Source organism: Geomonas edaphica (assembly GCF_004917075.1).
GTDB lineage: Bacteria > Desulfobacterota > Desulfuromonadia > Geobacterales > Geobacteraceae > Geomonas > Geomonas edaphica.
On record NZ_SSYB01000001.1, the window covers coordinates 533,938 to 550,094 of the forward strand.

Genomic DNA, 16,157 nt, shown 5'->3' on the forward strand with positions numbered 1-16,157 from the left:
GACGCTGTTTTATTGAGCGGTGGGGTGCTGCGACCCGAGAGAGGAGGGACCCCCTCTCAGGCTTTGCGCGGGTGAGAGAGGGTGAAGTAGAAGGTAGCCCCTTCGCCTTCCTTTCCTTCGGCCCAAATGCTCCCCCCGTGACGCTCGATGATGCGCCGCACCGTCGCGAGCCCGATGCCGGTCCCCTCGAATTCTGATCCGTGCAGACGCTGGAAGGGCTGGAACAGCTTTTCCACGTAGGCCATGTCGAAGCCGACGCCGTTGTCCCTGACGAAGAAGACGGAAGCGCCGTTGACCGTGGTCTGGCCGAACTCGATGCGAGGGTTTGGATTCCTTGACGAGTATTTCACTGAGTTGCCGAGCAGGTTCTGCAGCACGAGCCGCACCAGTGCGGCGTCGCCGTAGGCGTTGATCGCGGGGTGCACGACGAACTCGGCCGCGTTGGACACATCGTCGTCCTGGATCATGTCCACGACTTCCGCCGCTAGCTGGCTGATGTTGAAGTTGGTGCGTTTCATAATGGCGCGACCTACCCGGGTGAGGGCGAGCAGGTCATCGATCTGCTTCCCCATTCTGTTGCTTGCCGTGCAGATCCGCTCCAGGTAGTAGCGTGCCTCATCCGGCAGGGCGGCGCCGTGCTCCTCCACCAGAATCGAGCTGTAACTGTTGATGTGCCTAAGCGGCGCGCGCAGGTCGTGAGAAACCGAATAGCTGAACGATTCGATCTCTTTTTTCGCCGCTACGAGCTGCGAAGTGCGCTCGATGACCCTGCGGTCTAATTCGTTATTGAGGTTGCGGATCGCCTCTTCGGCCGCCTTACGTTCTGTGATGTCCTTTATCGTGCCGATCATGCGCCGCTTCTTACCCGCGGTGTCCAGTGTCGCCTCGCAACACTCGGTAACCCAGCGCTCTTCGCCGTCGCTGTGCCGCTTGATCTTGTACTCCATCTCGAAGGGGCGGGAGTGGGCGATTGCCGAGCGGTAGCTTTCTACAAACCGGGCACGGAACTCCTCGTGAACGAGGTCGAAATGCCCCTGCAGGTTCATCGGGAAGCGCTCGTCGATGCCGAGGATCTCACGCAGCTTACTGGAACACCCCCAATGCTGCTGTTCCAGGTCCAGGACGTAGCTCCCGAGTTGTGCTATCCTCTGGGTTTCCTGCAACAGGTGGTCATTGTCCGAGATGACCTGTTCGCGCCGTTTCTGTTCGGTTACATCCTCGAGGGTCACCACGGTGCCGCTCACCTTGCTCGCCTTGTCAAGAAAAGGTGCGGTGCTTATGGAGAGAAAGACGCTGGAGCCGTCCGGACGCGTGAAGAGAAAACAGGCGTTTTGCAGGCATACCCCCTGGCGCAGCACATCTTCCAGCGATTCCTCCACGTCGCCGTCTCTTTCCGGTGACCGAATCGTCCTTAAAAGGGACCAGTCCCCGCGTGTAAGCATCTCTTTCTTGGCAAGCCCCAGGATTTTTTCCGCCCTTGGATTGGCGAAAGCGGTGTTGCCGTCGGGCTCGATGAACATGATACCCACGGGGCTTGTTGCCGTGATCAGGTTCAGCAGGTCGTGCTCCATGCGCAGCAGGTGTTCCATCAGTTTGGCCTGGTTGACATCCAAAAGGGTGCCCGCCAGCCGGAAACCACGACCCGAAGCATCCCGTGTCGCCGCCTTACCGGTGCAGCGGAACCAGCGCCACTTCCCCTCGTTGGTCTTCAAACGGAACTCGAGCTCGAACTTGTCGATGCGGCCTTCAATGCACTCCTCCAGGGACCTGCGCGCGTTTTCCAGGTACTCCGGATGGATGATGTTGATCCAGTCGGCCAAACTCCCTTGCATCTGGCCTGGGGCGTAACCGAGCATTTCGTAACAGTAAGGACTGAAGAAACAGTTGCCCGTTAAGACGTCCAGATCCCAAATCCCGAGTTCGGCGGCCTCAATCGCCAGCCGCTGGCGTTCCTCATTCACCGCCACTTCGTGTTTTTCATGAACCTCATGCGTCACGTCGGTGGTGAAACCCTGATAGCCGATCTGGGAACCGTTTTCATCCCTAAGCTTTGCGATGACGGTCTGCAGCCAACGGATGTGGCCATCGGCGGAGCGACGGCAAAACCGCTGCGACCATTGGGCCTCATTTTCCATGGCGCAGCAAAAGGTTTCGGTGAGCGCCTTGCGCTCCCCCACAGTCAACCGGAGCCGGTTTTCCCCAGTTGTTGCGCCAGACGGGGAGCGCACCTCTCCGTTGAGGTCGGTCCGGTACAGCCCCAACGGCGTGTGCTCCAAAATGTTGCACAAAACCTGTTCCCAAGAAAGGGTAGGGGGCGTGGGGCTCCCGGCCCGGCTGGCGGAGGCGGTCCGGGCCGGGTTCTTTACGTGGTTTTGCAGTTGCGCCACTCGATTCATGTTTTTACCCCTTTGGGCAATCATGATAATACTCATAACGTCGAGCCGCTTTCCCGGAAGGTAGCCGGAAGCATGCACAGCCGTCATCTTTTTACTGTTAGCGCCGGCAGTGTCTGGCATTGTGAAGGCGGCAGGCCGGCTGTTAAGATTAGTATTAACAATGCTTTCTAATATAACCATATTTTCTCTCTGTGGCAACTGCAAATTGTGAAAAATTATTCGAGATAGTCTGCAAGAGGACATGGCACCGCAGACCTTGTGCCAGAAAACACGGAACCTATTGACTGCAAATGCCCCTTTGCAGTACTTTCTGAGAGCCGCAATCGGCCATTTTGAGGCGAGGAGACGTTATGGAAACTAAAATCTGCCAATGTGGAGCTGAACACAAAGGACATATTTGCATGCTTAAGAGCATGGGGCGCTTTGAAGAGATCGACCACATAACGACAAGCCCCACCGTGGTCTGCTTTACCTGCGGGGTTGAGGCGAACTCCCCGGAGAACGTCTGTAACCCGATGCCGCTCGAGAAGTAAAAAGGAACCTCGATGCCTGAATTGCCGGAAGTCGAAGTCACCCGCCTCGGTATCACCCGTGCGCTTACCGGTGCCCGCATCAGTGCGGTTTCCGTGCACAGCTCAAAGCTGCGCGCCATGGTCCCGGCTGGACTGCCACAACTGCTGTGCGGCCGTACCATAGCGTCGGTGCAGCGTCGTGGGAAATACCTCATCCTCGAGTGTCCCAACGGGTCTTTGCTGCTCCACCTCGGGATGACCGGGCACCTGAGGCTTGTGTCTGCCGCGACGGCGCCCGGGCCACATGACCACTTCGATCTTGTACTCGACTCAGGACTCGTCTTGCGGCTGAACGACTACCGTCGCTTCGGCTCGATCCACTGGACCAGCGAGAACCCCATGCAGCATCAGCTGCTGAGAAAGATCGGGCCGGAGCCGCTGACGGCTGCCTTCAACACCGAGTATCTGTACCGTTTGAGCCGTAACAGGAAGGTTGCCATCCAGCGCTTTATCATGGACAGCGCCGTTGTCGCCGGGATCGGGAACATCTACGCGGCGGAAAGCCTTTTCCGCTGCCGCATGCTCCCCGACACCCTCGCAGGGAGCCTCACTGAGGCCCAATGCAAGGCCCTCGTCGACGCCGTAAAGGAGACGCTAACCGTATCCATCGCCATCGGTAGCTCCAGCATGGACTTCACCCGCGCCGAAGAGAAGCTCGCCTACTTTCCGCAAGAGCTTTACGTTTATGGCCGTGAGGGGAAACTGTGCCGGAAATGCAGGGCGCCCATTCAACGAGGCAGGCTCGGCAACCGCTCCACCTTTTTCTGCACTCACTGCCAGAGTTGAACACAGAGCCTATAAGGCATGCCGTGCACTTTAGAGCATGCTCCCTTCCTCTCTCATTGAAATTGATGCGCTGCCTGGTAAACTGCCGCAGATGTCAAACACACCCGGAGGTCATCTCAACATGAGCCGTCTCTTCACCCCGCTTACCCTGCGCGAACTGGTAATCAAAAATCGCATCTTCGTCTCTCCTATGTGCATGTACTCGAGCAGGGACGGGCTCCCTACCGACTGGCACATGGTGCATCTTGGAAGCCGTGCCGTTGGGGGAGCCGGACTGGTCATGGTCGAGGCTACCGCGGTGACGCCCCAGGGAAGGATCTCGCCCGACGACAGCGGTATCTGGAGCGCCGAGCACGCCGCTGCCTTCGCGCCGATAACCCGATTCATCAAGGAGCATGGCTCCGTGCCCGGTATCCAGTTGGCCCATGCCGGGCGCAAAGCCTCCACCGACCTCCCGTGGAAAGGGGGACGGCCCGTCGACGCCCGAAACCGAGGCTGGCAGACCATCGCCCCGAGTGCGGTCCCCTTCTCAAAAGAGGAACCGGTACTTCCCAGGGAAACCACCGTTCAGGACCTGGAGACTCTCCTTGGCCAGTTTGCCGCAGCTGCCCGCCGCAGCATCGACGCCGGTTTCGAGGTGGTGGAGATCCACATGGCGCACGGTTATCTGCTGCATGAGTTTCTCTCGCCTCTATCGAATCGGCGCAGCGACGAATTCGGAGGGTCGCTCGAGAACCGTTGCCGTTTCCCTCTCAGGGTGGCGAAGGCTGTGCGCGACATCTGGCCCGAGCATCTCCCCGTGTTTGTCCGGGTGTCCGCTTCGGATTGGATGGAGGGGGGCTGGGACCTGGAGCAGACGCTCCACCTCGTCCGTGCGCTCAAGGACATGGGGATCGATTTTATCGACTGTTCTTCGGGAGGTCTCGTCCCGGAGGCCATGCCGCCGTTTGGACCAGGCTTCCAGGTGCCGTTTGCCGCCGAGATAAAGAAGGAGGTGGGGATCGCCACCGGGGCCGTGGGGGTCGTCACCGACCCGGCGCAAGCCGAACAGATCGTTGCCACCGGGCTGGCCGACGCCGTGCTGCTTGCGCGCGCCATGCTGAGGGACCCGTACTGGCCGCTGCATGCCGCCAAGGCGCTCGGGGTGGATCTGCCGTGGCCCTTGCAGTATGAACGGGCTAAATAGGATTTAGAGGTGGTAAAGGGTAGGGTGCTTAGGGTAGGGGCGGCAGGAAGTCTTTCCTGCCGCCATTTTTTGTCGCTAGTCTGCAGCCACCACATGGATGGCCACGATCGCCGCGACGGCACCGACCCAGTACACCCAGCGGTACTCGCCGAAGTGGACGTCGCAGAATTCCTTAAAGGTAAGACCGGTGTGTGTCTTTTTCGGGTGCTCCTCCCGGGTCCCCTGCATGTCGTTCGCAGCCAGGATCACGCCGGTACGGTTTTCCTGGGGCATGAGGTTCACGGTGGCCGGTGCCTCCTGCGCAGGCTGTGCCTGGGCAAGAATGGCCACATCCTGGGCGCCGGCTGCAGCCGGAACCATCGATATGAGACAGACAATGATGGCCAACTTTTTCAACATGGTACATCCTCCTTTATACATGCGGCAAAAGCCGTAATAGCGGCGTCTTCTTTCGACGCTCGCGGAAACGAAAGCCTGGATTGTATCACACACCCTTGAAAATTCTCGTGGTGATGTTTATTTTGATGCCCTGGTCTTAGCTGTAATGGTATAAATAACGACTGAGCTGAAACTACGAACATGACCTCCGGTTCTAAAAGAGCCGGACACACAAGGAGCATCAATGGAAAGATACCAGACGCAGTACAGAACCATAACCGTCGCAAACAGCACTGTGATGCGTGGCGTCTACGGCTGGATGGGGGGAGGGTTGTTCCTTACCGCCTTCGTCGCCATGATTACCGCATCTTCGCCGGTCCTTTTACAGGCCATTTTAGGCAACCGGCTGCTCTTCTACGCCCTCGTTTTCGGCGAACTGGGCCTCGTTATTGCTATTAGCGGTGCCATCAACAGGATCAGCAGCGCCACTGCGAGCGCCCTTTTCCTGCTTTATGCAGCCTTGAACGGCATCACCATGTCGACGATCTTCGTCGCCTATACCCAATCCTCTATCGCGTCGACTTTTCTTGTGACAGCCGGCATGTTCGGCGCCATGAGCCTCTACGGGTACCTCACCAAAAGCGACCTCTCTTCCTGGGGGAGCTTTCTGTTCATGGGGCTCGTCGGTGTAGTGATCGCGTCTATTGTGAACATCTTCCTGCAAAGCCCGATGGTCAGCTGGGTCATGAGTATCTGCGGCGTCATCGTCTTCACTGGTCTCACCGCCTATGACACCCAGAGGATCAAGCAGATGGGCGGCTCGGGACGGAAGGGAGCCATTCTCGGTGCACTCACCCTTTACCTCGATTTCATCAATATGTTCCTTCTCCTGCTTAGGTTCTTCGGTAACCGCAGGTAACATGGCGGGGTGAGCCACCCCGGCGAAAAAACGAAAAGAGCCCCGGTGTGTCGACCACCCGGGGCTCTTTTCGTCGCTGCAAATGGACTAGCGCAGCCTGATCCCGTCCTTCGTTATCTCGATGACCCCCTCTTTGTAGAGGTTTCCGATCAAGGTCTTGAAGCTCTTCTTGCTCATCTTGAACATCTCAGCGATTAGTTCCGGAGGGGACTTGTCGCCGACCGGCAAAAAACCGCCGCGCTCACTCAGAATCCGCAGCAGCGTTTCCCGGCCGCCCGACGTGTCCTGTTTTCCAGCCTTGCGCAGGGTCACGTCGATCTTGCCGTCGTTTCTGATCTTCCCTATATAGCCGGAAAGGGTGTCGCCCACCTGATAATTGCCGAACAGCTCACTTCTGAATAAGAGGCCGTCATAGCGCCCGTCAATAATCACCTTGGCGCCGAGGTCACCGAATTCGTACAAGGTGAGCTGCACCTCTTGCCCTTCTTTCAACCCGGCTGGGGACTTCTCGAGGAACTTGGCGATCCGCGCCGATGCCGCAATGCGGCCGGACGGGTCGAGGTAGACCCGCACCATGTACCTTTCCCCTTGCTGCATCGGGCGGGGCTGTTCCCTGAACGGTACCAAGAGGTCCTTTTCGAGCCCCCACTCTAGAAAGGCGCCCACGCGGCTTACGTCCTTCACCTCGAGGAGAGCGAACTCGCCGACCTGCGCCTTGGGCTCCAGGGTGGTTGCGATGAGGCGGTCCTCCGAGTCGAGATAGACGAACACCTTCAGGTGCTCGCCGTGGTGCAACCCGGGGGGCATGTACTTGGTCGGCAGCAGGATCTCCCCAAGCTCCGAGTCCAAATAGGCGCCGATGGCGCTCAGTTTCTTAACTTCAAGACGGTTATACTTGCCGATCTCCAGCATTTGTTTCGCTCCTTTTCCTAATGCATTGCCGGCGAGGCACCGATACTATAACAGATCGCTTCCTCGGCCTAACGATCTTTTTTCACTTCTTCAGGGCCTCTCGGCAAGGCTTGATAGGAGAGGGCGAGAAAACCGTAATCACACAGGCTTTTCCGCTCTTAACCATCCATGTTTTATATAGACATTGCTTCTTCTTTCATACTATGTTTGCAAGTCGCGCGTGCAGTCGCCGTGCGATAACGTCGCCACATAAGGAGGCAGCTTGCGGTCCTTGAGCATGAAGACCAAAATGACGGTTACCATCTCCCTGCTTTTCGCAGGGTTGCTTACCGTTCTTGCGCTCACTGCCCAGTTGTACTTTGTCGACCAGCTCAAGACGCTGCTGTTCACCCAGCAGTTCAACATGGTCTCCGCCATAGCCGATCAGATCGACGATAGGTTCCGCATCATGCAGACCGAACTTGTCGCAACGGCCAGCACGCTCAAAAAGGAAGATCTGCATAACCCCGCCGCCCTGAGCCGTTTTTTCCGGGAACGCCCCGACACCCTGGCGATGTTCGACAACGGGTTGTTCCTTTTCTCCCCCCAGGGGACGCTGATCTCAGGGAACCCTTACGAGCCCGGCATAATCGGGAAGAATTTCCTCTACCGTGACTATCTGAAAGAAACCCTGGCCACGCGCCAACCCCGTATTTCCCAACCCTTCATCTCGGCTCAACCGCACCACCATCCCATCGTCATGCTCACCGCACCCCTTTTGGATGAACATGGTGACGTGGCGGGTGTTCTCGCCGGCAGCCTTGACCTAACCCGGCCCAATGTGCTCACCAAGCTAGGCAGCATCGTCCTCGGGGAGAAAGGTTATATATACCTGTACAACAGGGACCGGGTCATGATCGCGCACCCTGATCGTAACCGTGTCCTGAAGCAGGACGTCCCTGCCGGGGTGAACCCGCTCTACGACAAGGCGATCGCCGGGTACGAAGGTACCGGGGAGACGATAAATTCGCGCGGCGTCCATGTGATCAGCTCCTTCAGGCGGCTCAAAACCACCGGCTGGATCCTCGCTAGCAATTTCCCACAGCAGGAGGCGTACGCCCCGATCCGCAAGGTCCGCAGCTACATCGCCGGCGCGCTCGTCGTGGTGCTGCTTGCCTCTACGCTCGTCGTTTGGCTGTGCATGAAATTCCTCGCTGCACCGCTCGTCTCGTTCACCGAGCAAATCAGGAAGCGCGCCCAGAGCAAGGGGGAGAACGCCGCTCCCATCGTCGTCGAAACGGGTGACGAAATCGGGGTCCTGGGTGATGCCTTCAACCAGCTCCTTCACGAGCTGGATCAACAAAAGACTGAGCTGCAGCGGCAGTTGGAGTTCTCACAGAAGCTCATCGAGGTGACCCCGATTCCGGTCTTCTACAAGGGTTCGGATGGCAGATACCTCGGTTGCAACCAGGCCTTCCTTGATTTCACCGGTATGACCAGGGAGGCCGTGCTTGGCAAGACCGTGCTGGATCTGACCACTTCCATGCTCGCCGACGCCCATCAGCGCGCTGACTTAGAACTTCTGTCCAAAGGTGGGGTGCAGGTCTACGAATGCCGGGCTTACGACGGCAACCATGCCCCTAGGGAGGTCGTGTTCTTCAAGACCAGCTTCGCCGCCTCCAACGGTTCCTGCGGCGGCCTTGTCGGAGTCATGCTCGACATCACCGAGCGAAAACACGCGGAGGCTGCGCTCCAGGCGCAAAAGGAATTCGCCGAGAATCTCGTTCTCAATTCGGCAATGCCGACCTTCGTGCTGGATAGCAAGCACCGCGTCATAATCTGGAATTACGCATTCGAAGCCCTTACCGGTGTGAAGGCGGCTGATGTTCTCGGACAGCGACATATATCAAGCCTCTTCTACGACGACGGCAGACCCTTACTTGCCGATCTCGTCCTTGACGGCGACATCGCAGGGATCGAGAGGTACTTCTGCAACAACATGAGCTCTGGACTGATCGCCGGAGCGATTCAGGCAGAGACTTCCTATCATGATCCGAAGGGTGAGCTGCATTACCTCACCATAACCGCCGCTCCGATTCGCGACAGAAACGGTACCGTGCTCGGTGCGATCCAGACCGTCGAAGACATAACTGCACGCAAGAAGGCCCAGGAGGCGCATGAAAAGACCAGGCGCCAATTTCAGCTCATCCTCGATGCGGCGGGTGAGGGGATCAACGGCGTCGACAGGGACTGCAAGATCACCTTTGCTAATCCCGCAGCAGCCCAGATGGTCGGTTGGTCTCAGGAAGAGCTCTTGGGCAAATCACAGCATGACCTCATGCATCACACCCGTGAGGACGGCTCGCACTACCCGGAAGAGGAATGCGCCATGGCCGCCGCCTGTTGCGAGGGGCGCTCCTACCAAGGCAGTGACGAGCTGTTCTGGCGAAAGGACGGCTCCGGCTTCTACGCGGAATACACCTGCAGTCCCATTCGTGAGGGGGGTGAACTGGTCGGTTCCGTGGTGATCTACAAGGATGTGACGGAGCGGAGGCAATCGGAGGAACAGTTGCTCAAGCTCTCACAGGCCGTCATGCAGAGCCCGGTCTCCATACTGATCACCGATGCGTCCGGTAACATCGAGTATGTGAACCCCAAATTCACCCAGGTCAGCGGCTATACGGCAGACGAGGTGACCGGTCAGAATCCGCGCATCTTTAAGAGTGGCACGACCGCTCCGGAACTGTACCAGGGGATGTGGGAGACGATCTTGGCTGGACGAGTCTGGACCGGCGAACTCTATAACCGTCGCAAGGACGGCAGCATGGTCTGGGAGCATGCCACCATCTCGCCCATCCGCAACGCTTCCGGTGCGATCAGCCACTACATGGCCTTTATGGAGAACATAGGCGAGCGCAAAAAGCTCGAAGAACAGTTGCGTCAGGCCCAGAAGATGGAGGCGGTCGGCCAGTTGGCAGGGGGCGTTGCGCACGACTTTAACAACATCCTTACGGTAATCATGGGGTTCGGCCAGTTACTCCAGCACTCGCTTCCTGAGGGGGATCCCATGCTCGAAAACATGGAGCAGATCCTCGATGCCGCAGACCGTGCCACGCACCTCACGAAGAGTCTGCTCGCTTTCAGCAGGAAACAGGTCATGGTGATGCAGCAGGTCGAGCTTAACGAGTTGGCGCGCCGGCATTCCAAATTCCTGATGCGCATCATCGGTGAAGATGTTGCTCTGAAGACCTGTTTCAGCGAAGTACCGCTGCCGGTGATGGCCGACAGCGGGCAGCTGGAACAGGTGCTGATGAACCTCGCTACCAACGCAAGGGACGCCATGCCCGGCGGCGGAGAGCTCAGCATCAAGACGGCTGCGGTCACCCTCGACAACGAATTCCACCGCCTGCACGGCTACGGCGTTCCAGGGCGCTACGCCCTTGTTACCGTTGCCGACACGGGGTCCGGGATGGACGCCGAGACACAGCGGAAGATCTTCGAACCCTTCTTCACAACCAAACTCCCGGGACGCGGCACTGGCCTCGGTCTCTCAATCGTCTACGGCATCATCAAGCAGCACGGAGGCTACATCACCATAAGCAGCCAGAAAGGCTTCGGTACCACGTTCAGCATCTACCTTCCGCTGGCAGAGAAGACCATCAAGTCGAAAGAAGCCACCCACGCGTTCATTCCCGAAGGGGGGAACGAAACCATCTTGGTGGTCGAAGACGACCCGGCTGTGGGGAGGCTCGTGGAATCGGTCTTGAAGCGTTACGGCTATCGGGTCATGCTGGCCGGCAGCGGCGAGGAGGCCTTGGAGCTGTTCGAGTCGAACGGAAATGACATCAGTCTGGCGCTGCTCGACGTGATCATGCCCAAGATGAACGGAAAACAGCTCTGCGAGGCACTCCGGGAGCGCTCCCCGCATCTTAAGGTTTTGTTCCTGAGCGGCTACACGGCGGACGTCATCGAAGACAAGGGAATTTTTATGGAAGGGATCGATATCATAAAAAAACCTGCGAAACCGCTAGAGCTTGCGAGAAAGGTTCGGGAGATGCTCGACGCATAGCCGGCTCCCCTCTTCATTTATCAAAGAGGGGAGGGCACTTAAGTGTAACAATAACAAGTATTTAGGTGAAAAATGATTATTGAAGATATGACCATGGAGGAATTCGCCGCGGGATTGCGCACCTGCAAGACCGTATACATACCGTTTGGTTCTGTTGAGGAACACGGGAGTCATTTGCCTTTGTCGACGGACACCATCGAGGCATACGAAGTCGGCAAACGTGCAGCCGAGCGCATACCGCTCTTTGTCGTGCCACCGATTCATTACGGTTCCTGCCGGTCCACGTCGCGTCATCCCGGCACAATTTCCATCAGCACCGGAACCTTGAAAGCGCTTCTCAAGGACATCGTACGCTCGCTGCATGCACAGGGACTGGCGAATTTCGTAGTTTTGACCGGGCATGCGGGAGGGTCGCATCGCATGGCGCTGCAGGACGCCGGTGAAGAGCTGATTCAGGAGTTGCCGGAGATAAACATGGCCGTAGTCACGGAGTACGACCTGGCTAAGGAAACAGGCGCGCACCTGATCGAGACGCGCGGTGACGCGCATGCAGGCGAGATCGAGACCTCGCGTATCATGCATTCGCATCCGCACCTGGTCAAGGGTACCGCCGCAGCCGAATACCCGAGTTTTCCGACCGGCATCCTGGTGCGCGACAAGCGCAGCTTCTGGCCCGGCGGTGTCTGGGGGGATCCCGGCAAGGCCACCGCGGAAAAAGGCAAGTTGCTGGAATCACTGGTGGCTGACAAGGTCGTGGAGCTGGTACGGGCACTCGAAAGCAGGCGCTGGTGAGGCGCCGGAAAACCGGCCTCCAAATTTGCCGTTTAAAGGGACTTTTTGATCCGGTGCAGGGGTAGGCCTGCACCGGATTTTGTGTTCAAGGGGCCGACAGGAGATTTCGCGGGCAAATCAGCAGTGTTGACAAGTCAGGCCTTGGTTTTGGTCGGAATGTGCGAGGCGTCACGATGCGATCCCGACGCGTTGAGCAAGACGAAGGGGACGGTCAGATCTGAAGCAGGGGCCGAGAAATGTATAGCAGTTGATGCTCCGTCTGATGTGGATTTCCGACAATCCCGTGGAAGGAGCTTCAGTAATAGATCATCAGCCATAGGCCTTTTATTGTGCTCGAAGTGGGTTGGAACCGCAGCACTTCCCTATGGGGGGGGTATCAACTTTACATAATATATCTTATGGGACGTAATGCAAAGGGGAGGCGGGGCGGCATTAAGTCATCATCAGCAGGCAGGAGACAGCCAACGCTGGACGTTGCTCTCTCCTTCTTTCCAACCGCGTTGATCCCGCAATGGCAGACTCTTCTCTTACTCAGAAACGGGAGGCGCCCATTTAAAGGTGGGACCTGTTTTTTTAGCGGCCGGCGGCTGCTCATTCCCTGATGGCTGCTGTCCGGGCTTTTCTCCTTTGAAGAGATCCCTGATTTTTTCCGGCAACGGTACAGTTGTCACTTCTTTTAGTCTGATGTCGTGAACTTCCTTGGCCTTACCTTCCAGATCGATGGTCTGCACCTTCCCCGAGCTGTAGGTGATCTCGACTGTATCTGCCCCGGCCCCCCTCGCAACACACTGAAGGCTCAACACCGCAAATATTACAAGAGTCGTTTTCTTCATAGCTCTCCCTTTCCAGAGTGTAATTTCAGTCATAGAGAGTGATCATATTAGACTTGTATTATAAATCAAGCCGCAATGACTGACATTTCTCAAAATCATGGTATTAATATCTTGGTCAAAGGTTTTTATGACCTAGGGAGCTGAGCTTATACGAGGAGGGAGATGATGTTTCACCTCAGGAATGGCTTTTATCGTCTTACGTTGTTACTACTTCTGCTGATTGCCCTCCCCTGCTCCTCTCCGGCGGCCGAAAAGGTCTACACCCTGGCCGTTGTACCTAACCTCCCCGCGGTCACATTACACAAGAACTGGAGACCGCTGGTGGAGCATCTATCAAAAGAAACCGGTGTCAGGATCGAGCTCAAACTTTATGACAAGATCAATACTTTCCTGGCCGACGCGCAGGCCGGGCAGACTGACTTTCTCTACGCACCTCCCAACATGTATTTCCTCGCTTACCAGAGGCAGAAATACATACCGCTTGTCCGCAGCTCCCACATGATCCGGGGACAGGTTTTCGTGCGCAAAGACTCGCCATATACCAAGGTGAATGAATTAAAGGGAAAGACCATCGCCTTTGTCGGACCGAAAAACGTCTGCAGCGTCATCACGCGCCATTCCATGCTGACCGGTCAGGGCGCGATCGACTACAACGTCTCGTTCAGCGGCTCGACCATCAATGTAGCCAAGAGCGTACTGGTTGGAAAGGCCGACGCGGGAGCTACGCTCGACACAAGCATGATGAACGACCTGCCCGAGATGCGAAAGGAGTTCCGTGTCATCCTGGAAACGGAAAGAATGGCACCCCACCCTTTCGCCGCTCATCCGCGCGTACCGAAGCAGGTACAGGAAGTAGTGACAGCGGCCCTGCTTCGACTGGACGAGTCTGACCAGGGAAGAAAGATTCTGGACACGGTGAAACTGTCTAAGCCGATCCGTGCCGACTATAATCGTGATTACTCCTTCTTCGCCAAAGTGGACTTCGAGCGATTGGACAAGCAGCAGCCGAAGTAACCGGGATTCACTAAATGTTCAAACGTCTCGACGTAAAAATTATCATCTCCCTCGCCATGATCCTCGCGGCGATGATTGCCGTCTACGGCTGGCGCATAGGCAGCAGGCAGCAGTCAGTCTACGTGCAGTCTCTGTCGAACAACCTTAGAGTGTTGTCTCATAGCTACGCAGATAACGCCGCGAATTTTCTCGTTGTTCAGGATTATGCCGGGCTCGAAAGCCAGATGATGAATGCGGCTCACATCCCCGAGGTGCTGAGTGTCCTGATCGTCGAGCCGGACGGCAACGTGCTGTGCAACGTTCAACGACCCTCGCGTGGAGAGGCGCCGCACCTGACCTACGATGTCAGGCATTTTCCGGTGCCGCGCGGACGCGAGCCGAGTCTTGGTCGCGAAGGGGACCAGTTGGTCAGTTGGGCGCCGATCTTGGCCGGAAACCAGCTCGGTTGGGTACGGATGGCACTCACGCTGGAAACCGCGCACGATTTGCAACGCGCCGCATGGCGCAGTTCTCTCCAGATAGGGGCGCTCTGGCTCCTGGTGGGCACCTTTTTGATGATCCTGGTGGTGCGTCCGCCGCTGCGGGCGATCCGCGAACTGAGCCGCTTCGCCGGGGAGTTGCAGGATCGCAAAGGGGCGCAGGTGCCGGTCCAACGCGGGGTCTTGGAGATCGACGCCCTTGCCGATGCGCTCAACCACTCGTCCGCGCGCTTGCACGAGGCGGAAAAACGTCTTGTGGCAGAGCAGGAACGTCTCGCAGTCACCTTGCAGTCCATCGGCGACGGTGTGATCGCTACCGATACCGAATGCAGGATCGTCTTTTTGAACCACGTTGCCGAGACGCTTACCGGATGGAAGCAGGATGAGGTTCAAGGGGAGCACCTGGACCGTGTGCTACGGATCGAGGGGGGCACCGATGACGCAGAGGCGCTACGTGTGCTGCTCTCCGTGCTTGAGGCACGCCGCACCTTGGAACTGCCGGGCACGCGTCGGTTGTGTTCGAAAAGCGGTACCGACCGTACGGTGACCATCAACGGCGCTCCGATCGTCGACGCGGCCGATCAGCTCGGTGGCATGGTTCTCGTGATCAGGGACGTTACAGAGAAGGCCGAGATGGAAGAAGAGCGCCGCGTGCTCGCACACCAGCTTGCGCAATCACAGAAGATGGAGGCCATCGGGCAACTAGCTGGGGGCGTAGCCCATGATTTCAACAACATGCTTGGGGTTATCATCGGCCATGCGGAACTTGCCCTGTTGGCAACCGACCTTTCCGGGCAGATGCAGGACAGACTTCGGGAGATTCTGGACGCGGCCAGCCGCTCCGCCGAGATAACCAGGCAACTGCTCGCCTTTTCCCGTCAGCAGCACGCCGAGCCCAAGGTGCTCGATCTGAACGAGACCATCGCCAGGATGCTCAAGATGCTGCACCGCCTCATCGGAGAGGATATAGATCTCTCCTGGTCCCCAGGCTTCGAGCTAAGTCATGTGCGACTCGATCCAAGCCAGCTGGACCAGGTTATGGCGAACCTGTGTGTCAACGCCCGCGATGCCATCGCCGGCATCGGCAAGATCCAGATTTTCACGGATAACGTCACGGTCGGCACTGCGGAACGGGCACGTGTCGGAGACCTTGCGCCCGGCAGATACGTAAGGTTGGTGGTGGCGGACAGCGGCTGCGGCATGAGCGCAGAGGTTATGGAGAGGATATTCGAGCCCTTTTACACAACCAAACAGCTCGGGCGCGGAACCGGACTGGGGCTTGCAACCGTCTTCGGCATAGTGAAGCAAAACGGAGGACACATAGAGGTCACCAGCTCGGTCGGCAAGGGATCCGTCTTCACCCTGTATTTTCCGGCCGTTTCCGCGAGTTCCCTAGAAGTGGCGCAGGAGAAGAAACGTCCGGCCGGAGGGACGGAATCGGTGCTGCTGGTCGAGGACGAGCCTGCCATCATGGAAATCGGCGCCACCATCTTGAAGCAGCTTGGATATCGAGTCTATCCGGCAGCCTCACCGGAGGAGGCGATCGACATAGCCGAGAACAGCAAAGCGAACATAGATCTGCTGTTGACCGACATCATCATGCCGGGCATGAACGGCAGAGACCTGTCGGAACGGCTGTTGGAAAGCCGCCCGGACATGAAGTGCCTGTTCATGTCGGGATACACCGCAGACGTCATCGCCGAGAGGGGAAAGATAGGAGCGGAGATGTGCTTTCTGCAGAAGCCTTTCAGTGTGGAGTCTCTCGCCTTGAAAGTTCGCGAGGCCCTATCGAGTTGAAAGACAGAGGCGCCCGGCGGGTGTGATCCGGGCGCCTGGTCCGGG

At 57.7% G+C, this 16,157-nt stretch carries 12 protein-coding genes; 8 read left to right on the plus strand and 4 right to left on the minus strand.

What is annotated here, in order from left to right; all coding sequences use genetic code 11:
* Positions 1-56 precede the first annotated feature (56 nt).
* Positions 57-2,396 carry a PAS domain-containing protein gene (locus E8K79_RS02235; protein ID WP_136513291.1) on the minus strand — a complete coding sequence of 780 codons (2,340 nt, stop codon included), beginning with the start codon at positions 2,394-2,396 and terminating at the stop codon, positions 57-59.
* A 401-nt stretch (positions 2,397-2,797) separates the two neighbouring features.
* On the opposite strand from E8K79_RS02235, the gene E8K79_RS02240 reads away from it, so the two are divergent.
* The 3 genes from E8K79_RS02240 to E8K79_RS02250 all read left to right on the plus strand — a co-directional run bounded on the left by E8K79_RS02240 (position 2,798) and on the right by E8K79_RS02250 (position 4,940).
* A complete protein-coding gene (locus tag E8K79_RS02240; RefSeq protein WP_342782459.1) occupies positions 2,798-2,929 on the plus strand; it encodes a hypothetical protein in 132 nt (43 codons plus the stop codon).
* A 12-nt stretch (positions 2,930-2,941) separates the two neighbouring features.
* Entirely contained in the window at positions 2,942-3,754 is an 813-nt protein-coding gene (gene mutM / locus E8K79_RS02245) for a bifunctional DNA-formamidopyrimidine glycosylase/DNA-(apurinic or apyrimidinic site) lyase (RefSeq protein WP_136513293.1), read from the plus strand.
* 121 nt (positions 3,755-3,875) lie between these two features.
* Entirely contained in the window at positions 3,876-4,940 is a 1,065-nt protein-coding gene (locus E8K79_RS02250) for an NADH:flavin oxidoreductase/NADH oxidase (protein WP_136513294.1), read from the plus strand.
* Between the two features lie 75 nt (positions 4,941-5,015).
* Here the strand turns inward: E8K79_RS02250 and E8K79_RS02255 are convergent, their stop codons facing one another.
* Positions 5,016-5,339 (minus strand): hypothetical protein, encoded by a 324-nt coding sequence (locus tag E8K79_RS02255; protein WP_136513296.1) that lies wholly within the window; start codon positions 5,337-5,339, stop codon positions 5,016-5,018.
* Positions 5,340-5,562: 223 nt separating this feature from the next.
* On the opposite strand from E8K79_RS02255, the gene E8K79_RS02260 reads away from it, so the two are divergent.
* On the plus strand, positions 5,563-6,237 hold the full coding sequence (locus tag E8K79_RS02260; protein ID WP_136513297.1) for a Bax inhibitor-1/YccA family protein: 675 nt from the start codon (positions 5,563-5,565) through the stop codon (positions 6,235-6,237).
* A gap of 87 nt (positions 6,238-6,324) precedes the next feature.
* On the opposite strand, the gene E8K79_RS02265 is transcribed toward E8K79_RS02260, so the two are convergent.
* Positions 6,325-7,149: a CvfB family protein gene (locus E8K79_RS02265; protein ID WP_136513298.1), complete on the minus strand. Its 825-nt coding sequence runs from the start codon at positions 7,147-7,149 to the stop codon at positions 6,325-6,327.
* A gap of 277 nt (positions 7,150-7,426) precedes the next feature.
* Between E8K79_RS02265 and E8K79_RS02270 the strand changes: the two genes are divergently transcribed.
* Positions 7,427-11,197 (plus strand): PAS domain S-box protein, encoded by a 3,771-nt coding sequence (locus E8K79_RS02270; RefSeq protein ID WP_246043743.1) that lies wholly within the window; start codon positions 7,427-7,429, stop codon positions 11,195-11,197.
* Between the two features lie 72 nt (positions 11,198-11,269).
* Positions 11,270-11,989: a creatininase family protein gene (locus E8K79_RS02275; protein ID WP_136513301.1), complete on the plus strand. Its 720-nt coding sequence runs from the start codon at positions 11,270-11,272 to the stop codon at positions 11,987-11,989.
* 527 nt (positions 11,990-12,516) lie between these two features.
* Here E8K79_RS02275 and E8K79_RS02280 read toward each other — a convergent pair.
* Positions 12,517-12,822 carry a hypothetical protein gene (locus tag E8K79_RS02280; RefSeq protein ID WP_136513303.1) on the minus strand — a complete coding sequence of 102 codons (306 nt, stop codon included), beginning with the start codon at positions 12,820-12,822 and terminating at the stop codon, positions 12,517-12,519.
* 165 nt (positions 12,823-12,987) lie between these two features.
* Here E8K79_RS02280 and E8K79_RS02285 point away from each other — a divergent pair, with 165 nt between their 5' ends.
* Together E8K79_RS02285 and E8K79_RS02290 are read left to right on the plus strand one after the other, a co-directional pair.
* Entirely contained in the window at positions 12,988-13,836 is an 849-nt protein-coding gene (locus tag E8K79_RS02285; protein ID WP_136513305.1) for a phosphate/phosphite/phosphonate ABC transporter substrate-binding protein, read from the plus strand.
* Between the two features lie 14 nt (positions 13,837-13,850).
* Positions 13,851-16,112: an ATP-binding protein gene (locus E8K79_RS02290; RefSeq protein WP_136513306.1), complete on the plus strand. Its 2,262-nt coding sequence runs from the start codon at positions 13,851-13,853 to the stop codon at positions 16,110-16,112.
* Positions 16,113-16,157 lie beyond the last annotated feature (45 nt).

Excerpts from the sequence above, each read along its gene's own strand:
- E8K79_RS02270 (WP_246043743.1), top strand. The coding sequence starts at position 7,427 with ATGAAGACCAAAATGACGGTTACCATCTCCCTGCTTTTCGCAGGGTTG.
- E8K79_RS02265 (WP_136513298.1), bottom strand. The coding sequence starts at position 7,149 with ATGCTGGAGATCGGCAAGTATAACCGTCTTGAAGTTAAGAAACTGAGC.
- E8K79_RS02260 (WP_136513297.1), top strand. The coding sequence starts at position 5,563 with ATGGAAAGATACCAGACGCAGTACAGAACCATAACCGTCGCAAACAGC.
- E8K79_RS02290 (WP_136513306.1), top strand. The coding sequence starts at position 13,851 with ATGTTCAAACGTCTCGACGTAAAAATTATCATCTCCCTCGCCATGATC.
- E8K79_RS02250 (WP_136513294.1), top strand. The coding sequence starts at position 3,876 with ATGAGCCGTCTCTTCACCCCGCTTACCCTGCGCGAACTGGTAATCAAA.
- E8K79_RS02255 (WP_136513296.1), bottom strand. The coding sequence starts at position 5,339 with ATGTTGAAAAAGTTGGCCATCATTGTCTGTCTCATATCGATGGTTCCG.
- E8K79_RS02240 (WP_342782459.1), top strand. The coding sequence starts at position 2,798 with ATGCTTAAGAGCATGGGGCGCTTTGAAGAGATCGACCACATAACGACA.
- E8K79_RS02280 (WP_136513303.1), bottom strand. The coding sequence starts at position 12,822 with ATGAAGAAAACGACTCTTGTAATATTTGCGGTGTTGAGCCTTCAGTGT.
- E8K79_RS02235 (WP_136513291.1), bottom strand. The coding sequence starts at position 2,396 with ATGAATCGAGTGGCGCAACTGCAAAACCACGTAAAGAACCCGGCCCGG.
- mutM (WP_136513293.1), top strand. The coding sequence starts at position 2,942 with ATGCCTGAATTGCCGGAAGTCGAAGTCACCCGCCTCGGTATCACCCGT.
- E8K79_RS02285 (WP_136513305.1), top strand. The coding sequence starts at position 12,988 with ATGTTTCACCTCAGGAATGGCTTTTATCGTCTTACGTTGTTACTACTT.
- E8K79_RS02275 (WP_136513301.1), top strand. The coding sequence starts at position 11,270 with ATGATTATTGAAGATATGACCATGGAGGAATTCGCCGCGGGATTGCGC.